This is a genomic window from Aequorivita aquimaris (genome assembly GCF_001573155.1).
GTDB classification, from domain to species: domain Bacteria; phylum Bacteroidota; class Bacteroidia; order Flavobacteriales; family Flavobacteriaceae; genus Aequorivita; species Aequorivita aquimaris.
In genome coordinates this window covers 54,889-72,051 of record NZ_JRWG01000007.1, presented here as the reverse complement: position 1 = coordinate 72,051, position 17,163 = coordinate 54,889, and the positions used below count along the sequence as shown (strand labels likewise).

Below are 17,163 nucleotides of genomic sequence, written 5' to 3'. Positions count from 1 at the left end.
ATTTTCAATTTATGGGAAACACTTGCAGAATTTGTGGCAATTCCGAAGAAAACGAAACTTTTACAGCAAAAGAAATGATGTACGGCTTGCGCGAAACTTTTGAATATTTTCAATGTTCCAGTTGTGGTTGCTTGCAGATTGTGGAATTTCCAGCGGATATGGGCAAGTATTATCCCGGCGATTATTACAGTTTTGACACTTATGACGGCAAGAAATTTACTGGAACAAAAGGCGCGATTAAAAAGAAACAATACGAAGCTGCGGTTCTTGGCGGACCTGTTTACCAAAATACCTTGGGGAAAATTTTAGGGAAAAAGGAATACGCAATCTTTATAGGATTAAACGTAAATAAGGAAACCCGCATTCTTGATGTTGGTTGTGGCAATGGTAGAAATTTCCTGTACCCCTTGGCCGAAGTGGGTTTTAAAAATGTTATGGGCTGCGACCCCTATTTAAAGGAAACAATTAAATATGAAAACGGGCTCACCATAAAGAAAAGCAGTGTTTACGACATGGATGGTAGTTACGATATTATCACCTATCACCACGCCTTTGAACATTTGCCCGATCCTTTGGAAAACCTTCAGAAAGTGCACGAACTTCTTGCCGTAGATGGAGTTTGCATCATTCGTATCCCGACGGTTTCTTCGTATGCCTGGGAGCATTACGGCGTTAACTGGGTACAATTGGACGCACCACGGCACTTTTTTCTGCATTCAAAAAAAAGTATGCAACTGCTGGCAGACAAGACCAATTTTGAATTGTATAAAATTGAATACGATTCCACGCACTTCCAGTTTACCGGCAGTGAAAAATATATAAAGGATATTCCGCTTTCCGCACCCAAGGAGAAAGGTTTTTCAAAATCATTAAAAAGAAAGGCTGAAAATTTTAAATACGGTCAAAAGGCCAAACAGCTCAATAAAGAGGAGCGGGGCGACCAAGCTGCTTTTTATTTACGCAGGAATTAGCCGTATCTTTGCCCCGTATGACTGCCATTGATACGTCCGTAATTATCAGTACCTACAATTCCCGCGAATGGCTGGAGAAGGTGCTCTATGGGTATAACAACCAAACCTACAGGCAGTTTGAGGTTGTAATTGCGGATGACGGCTCCAATGACGAAACGCGGCAGTTGCTTAAAAGAATGGAGGCCGAAGTTTTCTATCCCATCATCCACGTATGGCATGAGGACAAAGGGTTTCAGAAATCGCAGATTCTCAACAAGGCCATCTTGCGGTGCAGCACCGAATACATTATCATGAGCGACGGCGACTGCATTCCGAGGAAGGATTTTGTGGAGCAGCACGTTAAATTTCGGGAAGAGGGTTATTTCCTCTCTGGCGGCTATTTTATGTTGCCCTTGGATATTTCAAAAAGCATAACGAAAGAGGATATTTATTCTGAAAAATGCTTCGATGTTTCCTGGTTGAAAAAGCACGGACTGCAATCTTCCTTTAAGAACAACAAGCTGTATTCTGGGCCCTTCAAGGCGTACCTCCTCAATAGGTTTACACCCACCAATGCCAGTTGGAATGGCCATAATGCTTCAGGGTGGAAAAAGGATATCATTGCAGTAAACGGGTTTGATGAACGCATGCAGTACGGTGGGCAGGACCGCGAACTGGGCGAACGCTTGATAAATTACGGTCTGAAAAGTAAACAGATTCGCTACAATGCGGTAGTGCTTCATTTGGACCATCCACGTGGCTACAAGAACCAGGATTCCATCAATAAAAATTTGGCCATCCGAAAGCAGACGAGAGGCAAAAAAAAGAAATGGACGCCTTTTGGAATTGTAAAAGATGATAATATTGCTCCATTTGTTTCCGTAATCGTTAGCACCTATAACCAACCGGAATGGCTTAAAAAAGCACTTTGGGGTTTTGAACAGCAGTTGGAAAAGAATTTTGAAATTATAATTGCCGATGATGGTTCTACTGAAGAAACAAAAAAATTAATCGATTCCTTTATAGTAAACTCTTCTCTGAAAATCACTCACGTTTGGCAGGAAGATCACGGCTTTCAGAAAACAAAAATTTTGAATAAAGCCATAAAAGCTTCCAAAGGAGAATATTTAATCTTTACAGATGGGGACTGTATTCCGCGAAATGATTTGGTTGCAACCCATTTGGGATTGAGCCGTCCAGGTTGCTTTCTCTCCGCAGGATATTTTAAGCTTTCGATGAAGATTTCAAAACAGATTACTAAAGATGACATTGAAACCCAGCGTTGCTTCAATGCAAAATGGCTTTTGAAGCACGGTCTGAAAAAAACTTTTAAACTAAACAAACTAACATCTTACGGCTTGAAGGAAGATATTTTAAACACCTTTACGCCCACCAGCGCTACCTGGGACGGCAACAACGCCTCTGGATGGAAAAAAGATATTTTGGCGGTAAACGGATTTGACGAACGCATGCAGTACGGTGGCGAGGACCGCGAAATGGGTGAACGTTTGATGAACTACGGCATTAAACCATTGCAGATTCGCTATAGCACGGTTACACTGCATTTGGACCACGAGCGCGGTTATGTTCGGAAGGAAATGTTTATAAAAAATAAGGCGATTCGAAGAATAACAAAGAAGGAAAAAAGAGTCTGGACAGATTACGGTATTGTTCCGAAGAAAACGGAAGTTGCCAATTAAAACAGTTTAACTCTTTTTGTAAACCCCGATTTTCCAATAGCGAAGCTCTTCATCTGTAGTTACAGTAGTAAAATCAAGTTCTTTTAACCTTTTATCTTCCTTGAAATATTGCCAACAGCCGTGTCCTTCCCGATATATTGAAGTTATTATAATTCCATCTTCTGTAAGACTCTTTAGCATTCGGTTTAAAACATTTTGCTTTTCAGTTTCGTGAATGTAGTAGAATGCTTCGTTGAAAATGATAACATCAAATTTTTGTTTTGGGTGGAATTTTACAGCATCGGCAGTAAGAAATTCTGCTTTTGGCAATCTCTTTTCAGAGGCTATTTTTATGGATTCATTTGAAAAATCCAAGCCCAAAAAAAAGGAGTAGTCTTCGGGACTGATGCGTTCGGTGAGCAAACCATCGCCACAGCCAATATCTAAAATACTTGGGTTCTTAAGTGAAAAACGATTTATATATTCAATGATTTTTTGGTAGCGCAAAGCTTCCTTTTCGCTACGCAGGCTTTGCCACCGTCCCTGTTTATATTGTCGGTTCCAGCGTTGTTTTCTTCGCCAGTTATGAAATTTGTCCAGTAAATTCAAGTGCCGTGGTTGTTAAGATGATGCGCCAAAAACGGCTTTAATTTTTCAAAAATCATTTCGGGGGTCAATTGTTTGTAAAGTGAATGTGGGTCCTGCTCAATTCGCCTTCGTTCCTCTAAAGTAAAACTGCTGAAAAGATCGGGCTTTTCTTCCAATAAATGAATTGAATCGTGATGGTCGCCATCCTCAAAACTGCACCAATGCTCTTTGTTTACATAAGGCGAATAAATAGTGAAGGTAGGTTTTTCAAGCGCTTTGGTAATATGAACACTTCCGCCTTCGTTAGAAACCAACAGGTCGCATTGGTTCATCAGTTTAATGAACCCACGGATGGAGTCTTCGTAAATATCGAGGTTTATTTGGTCTTTATTTTGGCACATTTCATAAACCTTCTGCGCTTCGTCTTTTTGATGGGGAGCATAGTTAAAGAGAATGGTGCCCTTGTAATTTGAAGTGATAAAGTCAATTATTTCAACCATATATTCGTAAGGCATCGATTTTTGGGGCGTACTGCCCAAAATGCCCAACATAATTACCGGTTTTTGAAGGGAATCAATCCTGTCGTAATTTTTTTCAGCTTCCGTAAGAAATATTTTTGGAGCGTACTCAGGTTCTTTTAAGTCGAAAACCGAAGCAATCATATTAATTCTATCTTCAATTGCCTTGCCGCAGTTTTTGGAGCGATGTTCCAAAAAACTGATTGGGTGGGTGTAGAATGGAAGCTTCAATTCTTTGTGCGCCCGTTTTAGTCCAATTCTGTATTCCGCGCCAGAAAATAAGCAAATCATTCTACTTTGAAACTTGGAATACGGGTCGAAAATAATATCGTATTTCTCCTTTCTAATCTTCGCAATAGTCTGTAAAAGTTTCGGAAATTTTTTGAGTTCCTTTTCCTTTACTGAAATAATCTTGGCAATATTAGGGTTGTTTTCCAAAACCCCCGTGGTATAATCATAGACAAAATAAGTCACTTCGCTTTGCGGGAAGACTTTTTTAATATTATTGGCAATGACGGAGCTAATTAGTACATCGCCAATTCTTTTGTTTTGTATAACGAGAATTTTCTTCATATAGATTACCTTCGCAAAATACCTTTTTTGGTTTTATCTTCTTTCAAAATGCAGGAAAATTTTGTTATTCACCCAGATTATTCCCAAATGGCCGCAAAGCTACGCGATGTGCTACATAATTTTTCCAAAACGGGTGAATACGTGACCAAGGGCGAACGCAATATTATTAAAACCGTGCAGCTTGAAGGCCGTTCCCTAAATATAAAAAAGTTTAAAACTCCCAACGCCTTTCAGTCGCTCGTGTATCAATATCTGCGGAAAAGCAAGGCCCGGCGCTCTTTTGAATACGCTACAAAATTAATTGACTTTGGTATAAAAACGCCTTTTCCAGTAGCATATCTTGAGATTTTTTCGGGAGGCTTGAAGGAAAGTTATTATGTAAGTGAACACGTAAATTATGATTTTGATTTTCGGGAATTGATACATAATCCCCGATTTAAAAAGCGTAACGAAATTTTAAGGCAGTTTACCCAATTCACTTTTAAGTTGCACGAAAACGGCGTGAATTTTTTAGACCATTCCCCGGGAAATACCTTGATAATGGACAACGGCAACGACAATTACGATTTCTATTTAATTGATTTGAACCGAATGCGTTTTGAGGAAATGTCTTTTGAAAAGCGCATGCGCAACTTCCGCAGGTTGTGGCTTTCAAAAACCATGGTGAAAATAATTGCTGCCGAATACGCGAAACTTTACGGTAAAAGTTACGAAGAAACGCATGCTTTAATGCTTAAACACAGCAGGGCCTTTCAGAAAAAAATAAACAGCAAAAAGATGCGAAGACGAAGGAGATAGCTTAATAATTCACATAAACCCATCCAATAAAAGCCTCGGGATATTTGGGGTCGTTTAAAACCAAAACGTAATAATACGTACCCACGGGAACGGGGTTTCCGGTAAAGAGTAACCCTTTTGTAGCCACCCCATCCCAAAAACCATCGGCGTTGTAGGCGGTATGGATTAAATTGCCTTCGCGGGAGTAAATATTCAACTCAAAATTTTCGTAAATGTTGAGGAGGTTGCTGATTTCAAATGTATCATTAATACCATCGCCATTGGGCGAAAAGCCTTGGGGGATAAAAGGCGCGCAATTTTCCGTAGTTAATAAAAAGGACGCGGTTGCGAAGCAGATTTCGTTTTCAAGCCGCACATAAATGGTCTGTGGATCTGTAGTATTTTGATATTCAGAAGGATTGGAGATGGGGTTAGTATTTTGCAAAGCATGTTCAGAAGTAGTGAAATAATTCACCACATCATTGGGTCCTGTTCTTATAAAATTATCTTGCTGGGTTAAATCGTAAATTGCCGTGTCAAAACCTTTGTCGCATTCCAAAAGGTCAGGCAAATTCGGAATGGGGGGGATGCTTTCAAACGTAATGCTTTGCGTAAAACTGTTGTTATCCTCCCGGAGTTCTTCTACTGCACCGTTACCGTTACCGTCATCATCTACTACAGCTGTGATAGTAAAAGTATTTGGCAAACTATCGGACAAAAGGAGTTCTATTTCACCATTTTCACTGCCGCCAATCGGAATGGTTTGTCGCGTTTGCGAAAGCCCAAGTAAAACCTCCTCCGTATAAAACGCTATGGAAGTATTGGCAGGCAGCGGTGCCGTTGCTTCCAAATTATAAACCGTAAAGGGAAGCAATAAAGCCCGATCGCGACAGGCTGAAATTTCCGGCAATTCAATGTTAGCGTCGGGTAAGGGGCAGGGAATTACTTCCACCGTAAAACTATCAATCAAAAAACAATCTGGATTGGAAACCCGGATGTAAATGGTCTGCGGATTTTCGGTATTCTGAAAATTTTCGGGATTGATGATTGGGTTCACATTATTTTCGGCATCCGCTTCCGAAAGGTGAAAACTCAATTCATAAATAGGGTCTATTTGTGAAGTGGCTTCGGTTAAATCGAAAAATTCCTCGCCAATAACGTCACAGGTTTCCAGATTGCGCAGTCCCGTGATTACAGGGTTTAACAATAAATGAATAGGCGCTTGGTCTTCGTTATTGTCTTCGTTGGTTTCATTGACAATCCCCGTACCGTTGCCGGTATCGTCCACTACCGCTTTCAGAATAAAATCTGCTTCAATATTGTTGGGAACCGTGAACGTAATGCTTCCGTTTTCCTGTCCGTCAATGGGAATTACGGCCACGGTTGCACTTTGGGCCACCAGCGTTTCATCCGCATAAAAAGCGATGGGCGTTCCTGCCGGGAGTACGTCGGTGCTGTTGAGGTTGTAAACCGTGTAATCCAGCCTTAGTTCGCGATTGCCACATTCGGTACCGCCGATAATATTGTCTATGGAAATGGTTGCATCGGGCAACTCCGTGTTTAAAACGGTAATAATATTGTTGACCATCACAAAATCCTGGCCGCTGGTAAGTTGAATACTTGCAGAGGTGTCTCCCGGACTTATATAATTTGAAATGGGATAAACATCAATATCCATATTGTAGAGCACATTGCTGCCCGTAAAACTGTTGGTACCGTTAAAGGCATTGTCGGGAGGGTTTAGCGGTGGATTGCTTAGAATGTTTCCGTTGATGCGAAGGGTTTCGTTAACCGCAAGCCCGCGATCGCCTTCCCAAGCCAGGAAACCTATTTTGGCGCCTTCGGTATCCAAAACCATCAAATTATCCAAGGTTATATCCAAAGTTTGGTCAACGCGCGATACACTTTCCAAACCATCAAATATATTTACTTGATTGTTGGGAAGGGTCACATCCTCATAAACCACAGTAACCGCCCAACCCCCGAAGTTGGTGCCCGAGCCTGGCGGACTGCAATATGCAGGAATTACAAGCGTAAGGTCTAAATCAGAAAGTGTATAGTTGCCATTTCCTGTGGTTTGAATTTGCTCGGTAACATCTGCAAATGCTGAAAAATAAATATAATCCTGTCCGCCGCTGTTATAACTTTCAGTAAAGGTGCGTTCTGCAGTTATCGGAACTTGATTGAAGGTTACGTTGAAATCCCCAGGACCAGACCCTGCCCAATATAAATAGGCAGCAACTACCTCTTGATTGGGTTCTAGTTGAAAGTTGGCACTGCTGCTGGTAAGAATGAAGCATTGTCCGCCTTGACCATTTTCTTCAACATTTAATGTATTGCCAAAAGCAGTGTAATCGTAATGCCCATTAAACTGTTTAAACAGCTCAATGTCTTGCGGAAAGACAACTGTGGAAATTAAAAAGCAAAGTATAAAAAGGAAACGCTTCAAAAAAATAAGGGTTGATTGCTTGCTAAATATAGGCAAAAAATCAACGGGACGATTCCTTTTTTACAAGTCTCTTTTCTTTAGAATGGCATAGGACCAGTAGATAAAAAGGGCTGTCCACACCAATACAATGAGTACATTCAACCAACTTACGCCATAATCTTTGTTGAAATTTTCGCCCAATTGATTGGCGGCAGATTGTATCGCGCCCAAGCGACTCATAGGTTCCTTGATAAGATTTGCCATTGCATTCAGCGGAAAAAATTGCGCAACATTGTCAGCAATTTCAGTGTCTTTAAAAAACTGCCATTTCATCAAACCGTAAGATAACCATTCTACAATTTGCCATACAATCAGAAAGCCAAGCGCGAAGGCGGAACGTTTCACCAAAACCCCCAGGAATAGACAGAAAGAGAAAAAGGCTACCAATTTTATAAAATAGGCGCCTATGTATTCCATATCGCTGAAAATGATTCCTATTTCATTGTAATCTGAAAAGTAACCCCCCAAAATCAACGAGACACTAAAAATAAAAACCGTTGATATCACTGCGAAAAGCAAGACGGTCAAAAACTTTGAAAGTACAAATTCCTTTTTGCTAAGGCCGTCAATCAAGTTTTGTTTTAAGGTTCTATAACTGTACTCGTTACTCATCATAGAAACAATTACGATGGCCAAAAACAATTTCAAGATGGCCGCCACATAAGTATTGAAATGCCAGATATACGGAAAATTGAAAATTCCTTGGTCCGCCACCCGAAAGTGAAAGTCACCAAAATTAAATTCGATGGAAGCAATCAAGGCAATGAAAGTGATAAGCACAAAATAAATAATGGAAATAACCTTTGCCGAACGGTTATAGCGCAGTTTCTGAAGTTCTATATTTAACAATCGTAGCATCGGGTGGTTAGTTTTGTTTCGTGAGTTCAAGGAATTGTTCTTCAAGGCTTTCCTTGCGTTTCACAAGGTGGCTAAGGGTGATGCCTTTTTCAAAAAGCAGTTTGTTCACTTCCGAAGCGTCCATGGGATTGTTGAGGTAAGCGATGATAAAATCGCCCTCGCGTTTTACGGTGCCAAAGGCCGTGTTTCCTTCCAAAGCTTTTTGCAACTTTTCCATATCGTTGCTCTGCATTGTTAAAAAACCGTGGCTGGCGTTCATCCCGTCCACGCTGCCGGAATAGAGACTTACGCCTTTCCGAAGAATTACAACGTGCGTACAGACTTTTTCAACCTCGTCCAATAAATGCGAGGCCAATAAAATGGTAGTTCCCTGTGAAGCAATTACTTTTATGATCTCCCGAATTTGGTGTATTCCCTGCGGGTCCAAGCCGTTTGTGGGTTCGTCGAGAATCAGTATTTCGGGGTCGTTCAGCAGTGCCGAAGCGATTGCCAAGCGTTGTTTCATTCCCAGGGAAAAGGTGCTGAACTTGCTGTCCTTTCTATCCAAAAGTCCTACGAGCTCCAATTTTTCAGAAATCTTTTCTTCCGAAACTTCCTTTATTTTACACACCAGTTGCAGGTTTTGCACGGCGGTCATATACGGGTAAAAGTTGGGGCGCTCAATGATGGCGCCCACTTTTTTTAAGGCATTGTGCGTATCGATGTTACCGTCAAACCATTTAAAGTCGCCCGCGGTTTTGTTTACCACATTAAGCACAATGCCCAGTGTGGTACTTTTACCACTGCCGTTTGGGCCGAGGATACCGTACACATTGCCTTTTTCAATTGAAAAGGAAAGATTGTCCACGGCAGTTAGTGCGCCAAATTTCTTGGTTAGATTATTTATGGTGAGAATATTTTCCACGGAATTGTTTTTGGAAGTTGGTTGTTTGTATGACGAATGGGTTAGCGTTTTGTTACATTTTAGCGAAAAGCGAAAAGAGAGAAGTGATTTGGAGTCTGGAAATTTTTAGGATGAAAGAATTAGTTTCTTATGTACTGGCTAAGGTTGTTTTTTTGGATTAGTTTTAGGTATCCATTGTGTCTTATTAAGTAAGGAGTAAATATGAAATTATTAATATATAAATTTATAAAATTTTCATCACCATAACGCTTAAACGCTACATATTTCTATGGATTGATATATTCATAAACCTTGTATCTATTTTCGTCTTTTATAGATTTTATAATGCAGCTATTGTTTTCAAATTCAATATTTAAATCTGTCATTCCTACTGTTAATGGGGTGCTTGATGAAAGTCTCAATTTAAAGATTAAAAGAATATTGGGTAAATCATTAATAATTCCAATTCCAACTAAATCATTGTTTTCTCCATTAACGTGATTTGAATAGGAATATGTATTTCCAAATGCTGTATTAGAAATAATTTGATTTTGACCGTTTCTACTAAAAGTCTGCTCACTAAAACTTGGAGGATTTTGGGAATAATACTCTTTAGTTTTATTTACGTATATATCTGTATAATTTATTTCAATTTTTCTTTCACTATTACTTGAGTTGAGAATAATATTTGAATTTGTAATGTCAATATCATCGTACACTATCACTTGGTCTAAAGTAGGATTAAAATTATAAATAATTTCATGTTGTATTTTAGATATTACATTTTCCTCATAGCTTACTTTATAATGTATAGAAACATCTGTAGTAACATCAAATTGAGAGATTGAATCTATTCTTGAGGCACTATCATAAAAAACTTCGTTTATAAACGTGGGAGACCCTAGTTCATACAATGTTTGTTTTTTATAAAGTTTTTCGCAGGGATTTATTATTTCTTGTTCCTGTTTTGGGTTATCATCCTCATTGTTACAAGAGATAAAACTAGATATTATCAGTAGAACTATAAATATTTTATTTGATTTCATAAAAATAATTAATGTGTAATTTTTAAAAGCCGTGGTGTTGTGTATATCCCACTTATTTCATAAATCTCAAATATACAGCTTTCCTCTTTCTAAAAACCTTCGCTTTTCGCTCTTGGCTATAGAATCAGATTTTAAAAATTCCAACTTCCCATTTCCTATTTCCAATTTCATACTTCCTATTTCCTTACCTTTGCATTTCAATTTAAAAAAACAAAAAATGCAAGACGGTATTTACGCAAAAATAACGACCGAAAAAGGAGAAATTCTTATAAAACTTACACACGACAAAACCCCGGGAACGGTTGGAAACTTTGTGGCTTTGGCAGAAGGGAACTTGGAAAATTCAGCAAAACCACAGGGAACACCCTATTATGATGGGTTAAAATTTCACCGTGTAATCCCAGATTTTATGATTCAGGGCGGCGATCCCAATGGTACGGGCGCTGGTGGACCAGGCTATAACTTTGACGATGAGTTTCACCAAGACCTTCGCCACGATACCCCGGGGGTGCTTTCCATGGCAAATGCTGGGCCTGCGAGCAATGGCAGTCAGTTTTTTATAACGCACGTTGCCACGCCTTGGTTGGATAACAAGCACACCGTTTTTGGAAATGTAGTGGAAGGGCAGGACGTTGTTGATAGTGTTGCGCAAGGCGATACTATGCAAAAGGTTGAAATAATCCGCGTAGGCGAAGAAGCCAAAAAGTGGAATGCTGTAGAAGCTTTCAGAAGTTTTACTGGTGAAAGGGAGCAGCGAATTGCAAAAATGAAAGAAGCTCAGGAAGCCGAACTGAAAAAAATTTCAGAAGGTTTTGATAGAACCGATAGCGGACTTCTTTACAAAATAATCCAAAAAGGAAACGGTAAAAAAGCTGAAAAGGGAAAAACGGTTTCCGTGCATTACAAAGGCGCCTTAACTGATGGAACCGAGTTTGATTCATCATACAAAAGAAAGCAACCCATCGACTTTCAACTGGGCGTTGGGCAAGTAATAGCTGGGTGGGATGAAGGCATCCAATTATTGCAAGTAGGCGATAAGGCCCGTTTTGTAATTCCTTCGCATCTTGCCTATGGCGAGCGCGGAGCTGGCGGGGTTATTCCTCCAAGTGCGACCTTAATTTTTGATGTGGAATTAATGGACGTGAAGTAGTGATTCGGGATTCGGGATTCGGGATTTGTGAATTCGAACCCCGAATCCCCAATTAAAGAATCCCGAATTTATTCCTTCCACTTAATATTACACCCAATACTCGGTTTTTGATCCTTCCTCTGCGGATTGTTGTTTAGGATATTATCCAGCGCTTCCCTGAGGTCTCTACCGTTTACGGGAATACCGTTCCCGGGACGGCTGTTGTCCAATTGGCCTCTGTAAACCAGTTTCAGTTCATCATCAAAAAGATAGAAATCCGGTGTGCAGGCTGCGTCGTAGGCTTTCGCTACCTCTTGTGTTTCATCATATAAATATGGAAAAGGGTAACTGTGCCTGCGCGCAGTTCGCCACATTTCGGCAGGGGAATCCTCGGGATATTTGATAATATCGTTACTGTTTATGCCCACAAATCCAAAGCCGGTTACCCGATAATCGTTGCAAATACGCACCAGTTCGTCATTTACATGTTTCACAAACGGGCAGTGATTGCAGATAAACATCACTACCGTGCCCTTTTCGCCGCGCACGTCCTTTAAGGAAACGGCATTGTTGGTTACTGCGTCAATCAATGTAAAATCGGGGGCTTGCGTTCCCAATGGAAGCATTTTGGATTCTGTTCTGGCCATTTTTTCTTTTCAGTAGTGGTGTGAAAATATTTTTAAAGTTACGATTTTGTGAATTCTCTCGCAAAGGCGCAAAGGCGCAAAGTTTTTTTATTTTGAATAATAATATTGGCGCGCGATAAATCGCGAGCCTACGGACTTGCTGCATACTGATTTTCCTAAAGAAACTATAAAACTTTGCAGTTGCAAATTATCTCCTTTAACTTTAAAATCTAAACCAAAAATTATGAAAAACTCATATTCATCGCTCTCCGTGGCAATCGCAGATTTGCAAAAACACGGCTATACAGAAGACTTTAACCTTGTGGGCGAGGGCATAGAATCCAAAAACCTTAAAAAGAAATGGAAGGCTGGCGAATTGGACGTTGTAAAGTTCTACCGTTTTGAGGGAATGACCAATCCCGGCGACAACACCATCCTTTACTTAATAGAAACGAACGATGGCATTAAAGGCTTATTGGTTGATGCCTATGGCGCTGACCAAGGTGAAGTTTCACCAGAAATGATTCAGAAGTTAAAGTTGCATCATGACGAATAATTTATCCTGGTCTGATTTTGAAAAGGTCGAAATGCGCGTGGGTACTATTATTGAAGCCAATGATTTTCCCGAAGCACGAAACCCTTCCTACCAACTTTTAATAGATTTTGGAAGTGAATTTGGGCAACGGAAAACTTCGGCGCAGATTACTTCACTTTATTCAAAAAAAGAATTGCTTGGCAAACAAGTGGTTGCCGTGGTAAATTTTCCGAAGAAACAGATTGCCAATTTTATGAGCGAATGTCTTGTTTTGGGCGCTGTGGAGGGTAAAGATGTAACGCTCTTGCAGCCCGGAAAAGAAGTACGGAATGGTCTAAGAATTCTATGATTAATTGTTTTTTGTGATACCTTCGCCAAAACAAAGCTGTCAATTATGAAGAAACTCCTATTATTTTTAGCCCTTCCATTATTTTTAAATTCCTGTAAAAACAATTCCGAAGAAAAATCCAAAACTGAAATTACTTCCGGTAAGTTTGAGCAAATTGAGCAATTGCAGTGGCTGTTAGGAACTTGGGTGAACGAGAACGACGAGGAATATTCCCAAGAAACCTGGTCGCAGGAAAACGACAGTACCTTTACGGCTTATAGTTTTGTGGAGATGAATAAAAAGGAAATAGTTTTTGCAGAAACGATGGCTCTTGAAGAAAAGTTTGGAAATTTATTATTAACGGTTGCAACCGCAAATCAAAACGATTCAAAACCGGTTACTTTCAAGATGATTTCTTTGGAAAATGGACAAGTTGCCTTTGAAAATAAATCAAACGATTTTCCGCAGCGCATTACCTATTCAACTCCAGCGAAAGATTCACTGCATGCTTGGATTGAAGGGACTGTAAATGGCGAATCAAAAAAGGTTGATTTTCACTTTTCCAGAAAAAATTGATTAAGAAACTTCGGCATCCAAAGTATCAGTAACCACATAATAGCGCGGATCTTCAATGGAATCCTCAATAATGGTTTCAAACTCTGGGTTCCATTTTAATAGAAGTGCTTTGCAATCTGGGCTCAGGTGTGTTAGCTTGATTTGCTTCCCGCTGTTCAAATATTTATTTGCAATGTTTCGCACCGCTTCAACTCCCGAATGGTCTGAAATTTTTGATTCTATAAAATCAATTTCAACAGAATCGGGGTCGGTGGAAACATCAAATTTACTGTTGAATGCTGTAGTGGAACCAAAGAACAAGGGCCCCCAGATTTCGTAAACTTTTGTTCCGTCTTCTTTAATCCGCTTTCGGGCGCGAATCATCGTGGCGCTTTTCCATGCAAACACAAGCGCGCTCATAATTACACCTACAAACACCGCAATGGCCAAATCCTGCCAAACAGTTACTGCCGAAACGGTAATTAAAACAATGGCATCTGAAAGCGGAATTTTATGAAGAATCCGAAAACTGCTCCACGCAAAAGTGCCAATTACCACCATAAACATAACGCCCACCAAAGCGGCGATAGGAATTTGTTCTATTAATGGTGCGCCGAAAAGCACGAAACACAAAAGCGCAATTGCTGCCGTAGCACCCGAAAGCCTACCACGACCGCCAGAGCTCACGTTGATGATGGATTGCCCGATCATGGCGCAACCACCCATTCCGCCGAAAAATCCGTTTAGGATATTTGCCCCGCCCTGTGCAACACATTCGCGGTTGCCGCTTCCGCGGGTTTCGGTCATTTCGTCTATTAAATTTAAGGTCATCAAAGATTCAATCAAGCCAACAGCTGCCAATAAAAATGCGGTTGAAAGTATTAAATCCCAATGCCCATTTATGGTTTCTATAAAACTAAAAATTTGGGTTTGAAAAACAGGGAGAGAGCCTTTTAGTCCACTTCCACCGCCATCTCGGATGAAAGACCCCACAGTACTTACGTCAAGATTTCCGAAGATGGTTATACACGCCACGACAATAATGGCGATTAAGGCGGCCGGAAGTTTTTTGGTAAGTTTCGGCAAGCCGAACATAATGCCCATCGTTAGCCCAACCAATGCCAGCATCACCCACAAATCCGGTCCTGTAAGCCATTGTGGCACGGTGCCACGGCTTTCCTTAAATAGCCCTAATTGCGAAAGAAAAATTACAATTGCCAATCCGTTTACAAACCCCATCATTACAGGATGTGGAATGAGCCGAACAAATTTTCCCAATCTAAAAACCCCGGCCATAATTTGAATGGCGCCCACAAAAAGAAGCGTGATAAAAAGCCACTGCAAGCCTAGGTATTCCACGGGTTCAGCCAAGGTTAGGCCTACTTCGTTTCCTTTTTGGATTAAATGGACCATCACTACCGCCATTGCGCCCGTTGCTCCGGAAATCATTCCCGGACGACCCCCGAAGAGGGCGGTTACTATTCCCATAATAAAGGCGCCGTAAAGCCCTACTAAGGGGTCAATGCCCGCAACAAAGGCAAAGGCAACAGCCTCGGGCACCAAAGCCAAGGCTACGGTAAGGCCGGAAAGGATATCGTTTTTTGGGTTTTGTGTGAAGGATAAAAGGTATTTTGCAAGCATTTGGTTTTTTTTAAAGGCGGCAAATATACGGTTTTCAAAATAGACAGACCCTTCTATTGTTCAGTGGAAGAAAGTAGTTACGCTCTGTCTGTTTTTTTTGTCTTCACATTAAAACTGGGCGCTTTATAATCCTTCGGTCTATAGCTTGAGGGAATGGTGGTCTCATTGCCATCGCGTGCGGCACGATAATGCGGAGACATAATCTCAATACCACGCTCGTTAAAAACGTCCTGAATATTTTGATGGAGTACCGAATAAATAAGGCCCTGCCTATTCGCTTCGCGTACGTGGGCGTGAATTTCATAGGCTACATAAAAATCATCCAGACTGGTCTGAAAAACAAAAGGGGAGGGTTCCTTTAAAACAAGCTCGGTCCGTAGGGCAGCATCTATTAAAGCGGTATGTACATCCTGCCACGGAACGTCGTATCCTATGGTAACCGTGCTATGTATTATAAGCCCTTTTTCCTGTGCGTCACTGCTGTAGTTTATGGTATGGCTGTTCATAACAGTGGAATTTGGAATGGAGATAATTTCGTTGAAAGGAGTTCTAATACGAGTTACCAGGACTGATTTCTCAATCACGTCGCCCGATACATCGCCAATTTTCACCCTGTCGCCAATTGTAAAAAGACGCATATAGGTCAAAATCAAGCCAGCGATAATGTTTGACAATGAACCTGCCGAGCCGAAGGTAAACAGAAAACCCAAAAACACGGAAACCCCTTGAAATACGGGAGAATCACTTCCCGGTAAATAGGGGAATAAAACAACGAACATAAAGGCAATCAGCAGAATGCGTACTATTTGATAGGTAGGTTCCGCCCAATCGGGATAAAAACCGTTGATTTGAAGATTGCCGCGGGCTATTTCGTCCTTTAAGAAACGTATTCCCCGTTGAATATATCTGAAAACCAAGACAATTACGATTATCGTAATAAGGTTGGGCAGGTAATTCCAAAACGATGTCAATATGCCTTTTACCGGATTGAGAATGTAACCGATAAGGGTGCCGGCAAAATGTTCGGTCCAGGGAAATATGCCAAATAGAATGGGAAGCGCAATGTATATAGCCGTAATTATGACAATCCATTTCAGAATTCGGTTCAGTATTAAGAGAGCGTTTATCTGTCTTTTGGCATCAAACAGGGTGTAATTTTTTATTTGCACTCCTTTGATTCTTTTGTCTTCCTGCAGTTCAATTTTTATGGCCGTCCAAGCAAAGAACTTTGAAATATACTTGACCAGAGCGGCAATAATCAACAAAACCAAAATTGCCAGCCCTATTTTTTTAGCAAGGTTGAATAAGTTGGTTTCATCCTTATACTTTAAAACGGCCGCACTTATTTTATCCTTGTATTCTTTGGCCAGGGCCTCTTTTGTGGTGTCGTTCCACAGGGCATCGTTCTCAATAACGGTCATTATGGTTTGGTCGCCAAAAACGATATCCACCTCGTTTTCAGACTTTTGGATTTCAAGGGACGTTTCATCAAAATTGAAATTATCGGTAAGCTTGTCTATACGCCTGTTTATAGCTTCTGCCCGGTCTTTGGGTGAAAAACTGCCCAATTTTGAGTAGAGCACGAAAAGAGTATCGTTAAAAAAGCCAAAAACCGGAAAGCCTTTGGTAACCTTTTTTAAAGAGTCAATTTTTATCTTTTTGTCTTCAAGCCGTCTTATTTCCTTTTCATTCAGGGCAATAAGCTGTGCCTGCAACTCTTCTTTTTTAAGGTTGTCCGTGGTTTTTAGGGCGCTCAGTTCGGCCTCAAGTTCACTTTTTTTGATGGAATCGGCTACTCGCTGGCGTTCTATCTCAGCCAAGCGTTTGTTATAGTTTTCCAATAGCACGATATTCAGGGAATCCGCTTTTACCGAGGTAGAGTCTTCTTGGGAAAAACCAAAAGATGCGGAGAAAGCAATTGCCAGAATTGCCAAACCAATTTTTAAGCGTTCCATAGGCTGAAATTTTGGGCTAAAGTAATTAAAAACT

The 17,163-nt window shown here is 40.6% G+C and carries 16 protein-coding genes and 1 pseudogene; 8 read left to right on the top strand and 9 right to left on the bottom strand.

Features of this window, described 5'->3' with window-relative positions:
* Positions 1-11 precede the first annotated feature (11 nt).
* The 3 genes and pseudogenes from LS48_RS11625 to LS48_RS15605 all read left to right on the top strand — a co-directional run bounded on the left by LS48_RS11625 (position 12) and on the right by LS48_RS15605 (position 2,650).
* Positions 12-971 (top strand): class I SAM-dependent methyltransferase, encoded by a 960-nt coding sequence (locus LS48_RS11625; protein ID WP_062622689.1) that lies wholly within the window; start codon positions 12-14, stop codon positions 969-971.
* 17 nt (positions 972-988) lie between these two features.
* Positions 989-1,804: pseudogene (locus LS48_RS15610) on the top strand (glycosyltransferase family 2 protein); the annotation flags it as partial.
* Entirely contained in the window at positions 1,796-2,650 is an 855-nt protein-coding gene (locus tag LS48_RS15605; protein WP_062622737.1) for a glycosyltransferase family 2 protein, read from the top strand. The pseudogene LS48_RS15610 and the gene LS48_RS15605, both read left to right, overlap by 9 nt.
* 6 nt (positions 2,651-2,656) lie before the next feature.
* Here the strand turns inward: LS48_RS15605 and LS48_RS11610 are convergent, their stop codons facing one another.
* Entirely contained in the window at positions 2,657-3,238 is a 582-nt protein-coding gene (locus LS48_RS11610) for a class I SAM-dependent methyltransferase (RefSeq protein ID WP_062622688.1), read from the bottom strand.
* Positions 3,235-4,308 carry a glycosyltransferase family 9 protein gene (locus tag LS48_RS11605; protein WP_062622687.1) on the bottom strand — a complete coding sequence of 358 codons (1,074 nt, stop codon included), beginning with the start codon at positions 4,306-4,308 and terminating at the stop codon, positions 3,235-3,237. The genes LS48_RS11610 and LS48_RS11605 overlap by 4 nt, the downstream gene beginning before the upstream one ends.
* Positions 4,309-4,356: 48 nt before the next feature.
* Between LS48_RS11605 and LS48_RS11600 the strand changes: the two genes are divergently transcribed.
* Positions 4,357-5,106, top strand: a complete 750-nt coding sequence (locus tag LS48_RS11600) for a lipopolysaccharide kinase InaA family protein (RefSeq protein ID WP_062622736.1) — start codon at positions 4,357-4,359, stop codon at positions 5,104-5,106.
* A gap of 1 nt (position 5,107) precedes the next feature.
* Here LS48_RS11600 and LS48_RS15775 read toward each other — a convergent pair whose 3' ends face one another.
* From LS48_RS15775 to LS48_RS11580, 4 genes are all read right to left on the bottom strand, one after another.
* A complete protein-coding gene (locus LS48_RS15775; RefSeq protein WP_062622686.1) occupies positions 5,108-7,534 on the bottom strand; it encodes an FIDD domain-containing protein in 2,427 nt (808 codons plus the stop codon).
* Between the two features lie 60 nt (positions 7,535-7,594).
* A complete protein-coding gene (locus LS48_RS11590; RefSeq protein WP_062622685.1) occupies positions 7,595-8,431 on the bottom strand; it encodes an ABC transporter permease in 837 nt (278 codons plus the stop codon).
* A gap of 7 nt (positions 8,432-8,438) precedes the next feature.
* The gene (locus tag LS48_RS11585) at positions 8,439-9,335 is read right to left on the bottom strand and encodes an ABC transporter ATP-binding protein (RefSeq protein WP_062622684.1); all 897 of its coding nucleotides are present in this window, start codon (positions 9,333-9,335) and stop codon (positions 8,439-8,441) included.
* A 266-nt stretch (positions 9,336-9,601) separates the two neighbouring features.
* Positions 9,602-10,360, bottom strand: coding sequence for a hypothetical protein (locus tag LS48_RS11580; RefSeq protein WP_062622683.1), 759 nt, complete (start codon positions 10,358-10,360; stop codon positions 9,602-9,604).
* 217 nt (positions 10,361-10,577) lie between these two features.
* Here LS48_RS11580 and LS48_RS11575 point away from each other — a divergent pair, with 217 nt between their 5' ends.
* Positions 10,578-11,510: a peptidylprolyl isomerase gene (locus tag LS48_RS11575; protein WP_062622682.1), complete on the top strand. Its 933-nt coding sequence runs from the start codon at positions 10,578-10,580 to the stop codon at positions 11,508-11,510.
* A 68-nt stretch (positions 11,511-11,578) separates the two neighbouring features.
* Here LS48_RS11575 and LS48_RS11570 read toward each other — a convergent pair whose 3' ends face one another.
* Positions 11,579-12,136: a thioredoxin family protein gene (locus LS48_RS11570; protein ID WP_062622681.1), complete on the bottom strand. Its 558-nt coding sequence runs from the start codon at positions 12,134-12,136 to the stop codon at positions 11,579-11,581.
* 223 nt (positions 12,137-12,359) lie between these two features.
* Here LS48_RS11570 and LS48_RS11565 point away from each other — a divergent pair, with 223 nt between their 5' ends.
* From LS48_RS11565 to LS48_RS11555, 3 genes are read left to right on the top strand one after another with little or no spacing between them, the layout of a single operon-like run.
* Positions 12,360-12,671 carry a hypothetical protein gene (locus tag LS48_RS11565; protein ID WP_062622680.1) on the top strand — a complete coding sequence of 104 codons (312 nt, stop codon included), beginning with the start codon at positions 12,360-12,362 and terminating at the stop codon, positions 12,669-12,671.
* Positions 12,661-12,999, top strand: a complete 339-nt coding sequence (locus LS48_RS11560) for a tRNA-binding protein (protein ID WP_062622679.1) — start codon at positions 12,661-12,663, stop codon at positions 12,997-12,999. The genes LS48_RS11565 and LS48_RS11560 overlap by 11 nt, the downstream gene beginning before the upstream one ends.
* 45 nt (positions 13,000-13,044) lie before the next feature.
* Positions 13,045-13,554, top strand: a complete 510-nt coding sequence (locus LS48_RS11555; protein ID WP_062622678.1) for a DUF6265 family protein — start codon at positions 13,045-13,047, stop codon at positions 13,552-13,554.
* Here the strand turns inward: LS48_RS11555 and LS48_RS11550 are convergent, their stop codons facing one another.
* The gene (locus LS48_RS11550; protein ID WP_062622677.1) at positions 13,555-15,174 is read right to left on the bottom strand and encodes a SulP family inorganic anion transporter; all 1,620 of its coding nucleotides are present in this window, start codon (positions 15,172-15,174) and stop codon (positions 13,555-13,557) included. It lies immediately after the preceding gene.
* A gap of 77 nt (positions 15,175-15,251) precedes the next feature.
* Complete coding sequence (locus LS48_RS11545) at positions 15,252-17,129, bottom strand: mechanosensitive ion channel family protein (RefSeq protein ID WP_062622735.1); 1,878 nt, start codon at positions 17,127-17,129, stop codon at positions 15,252-15,254.
* Between the last annotated feature and the right edge of the window lie 34 nt (positions 17,130-17,163).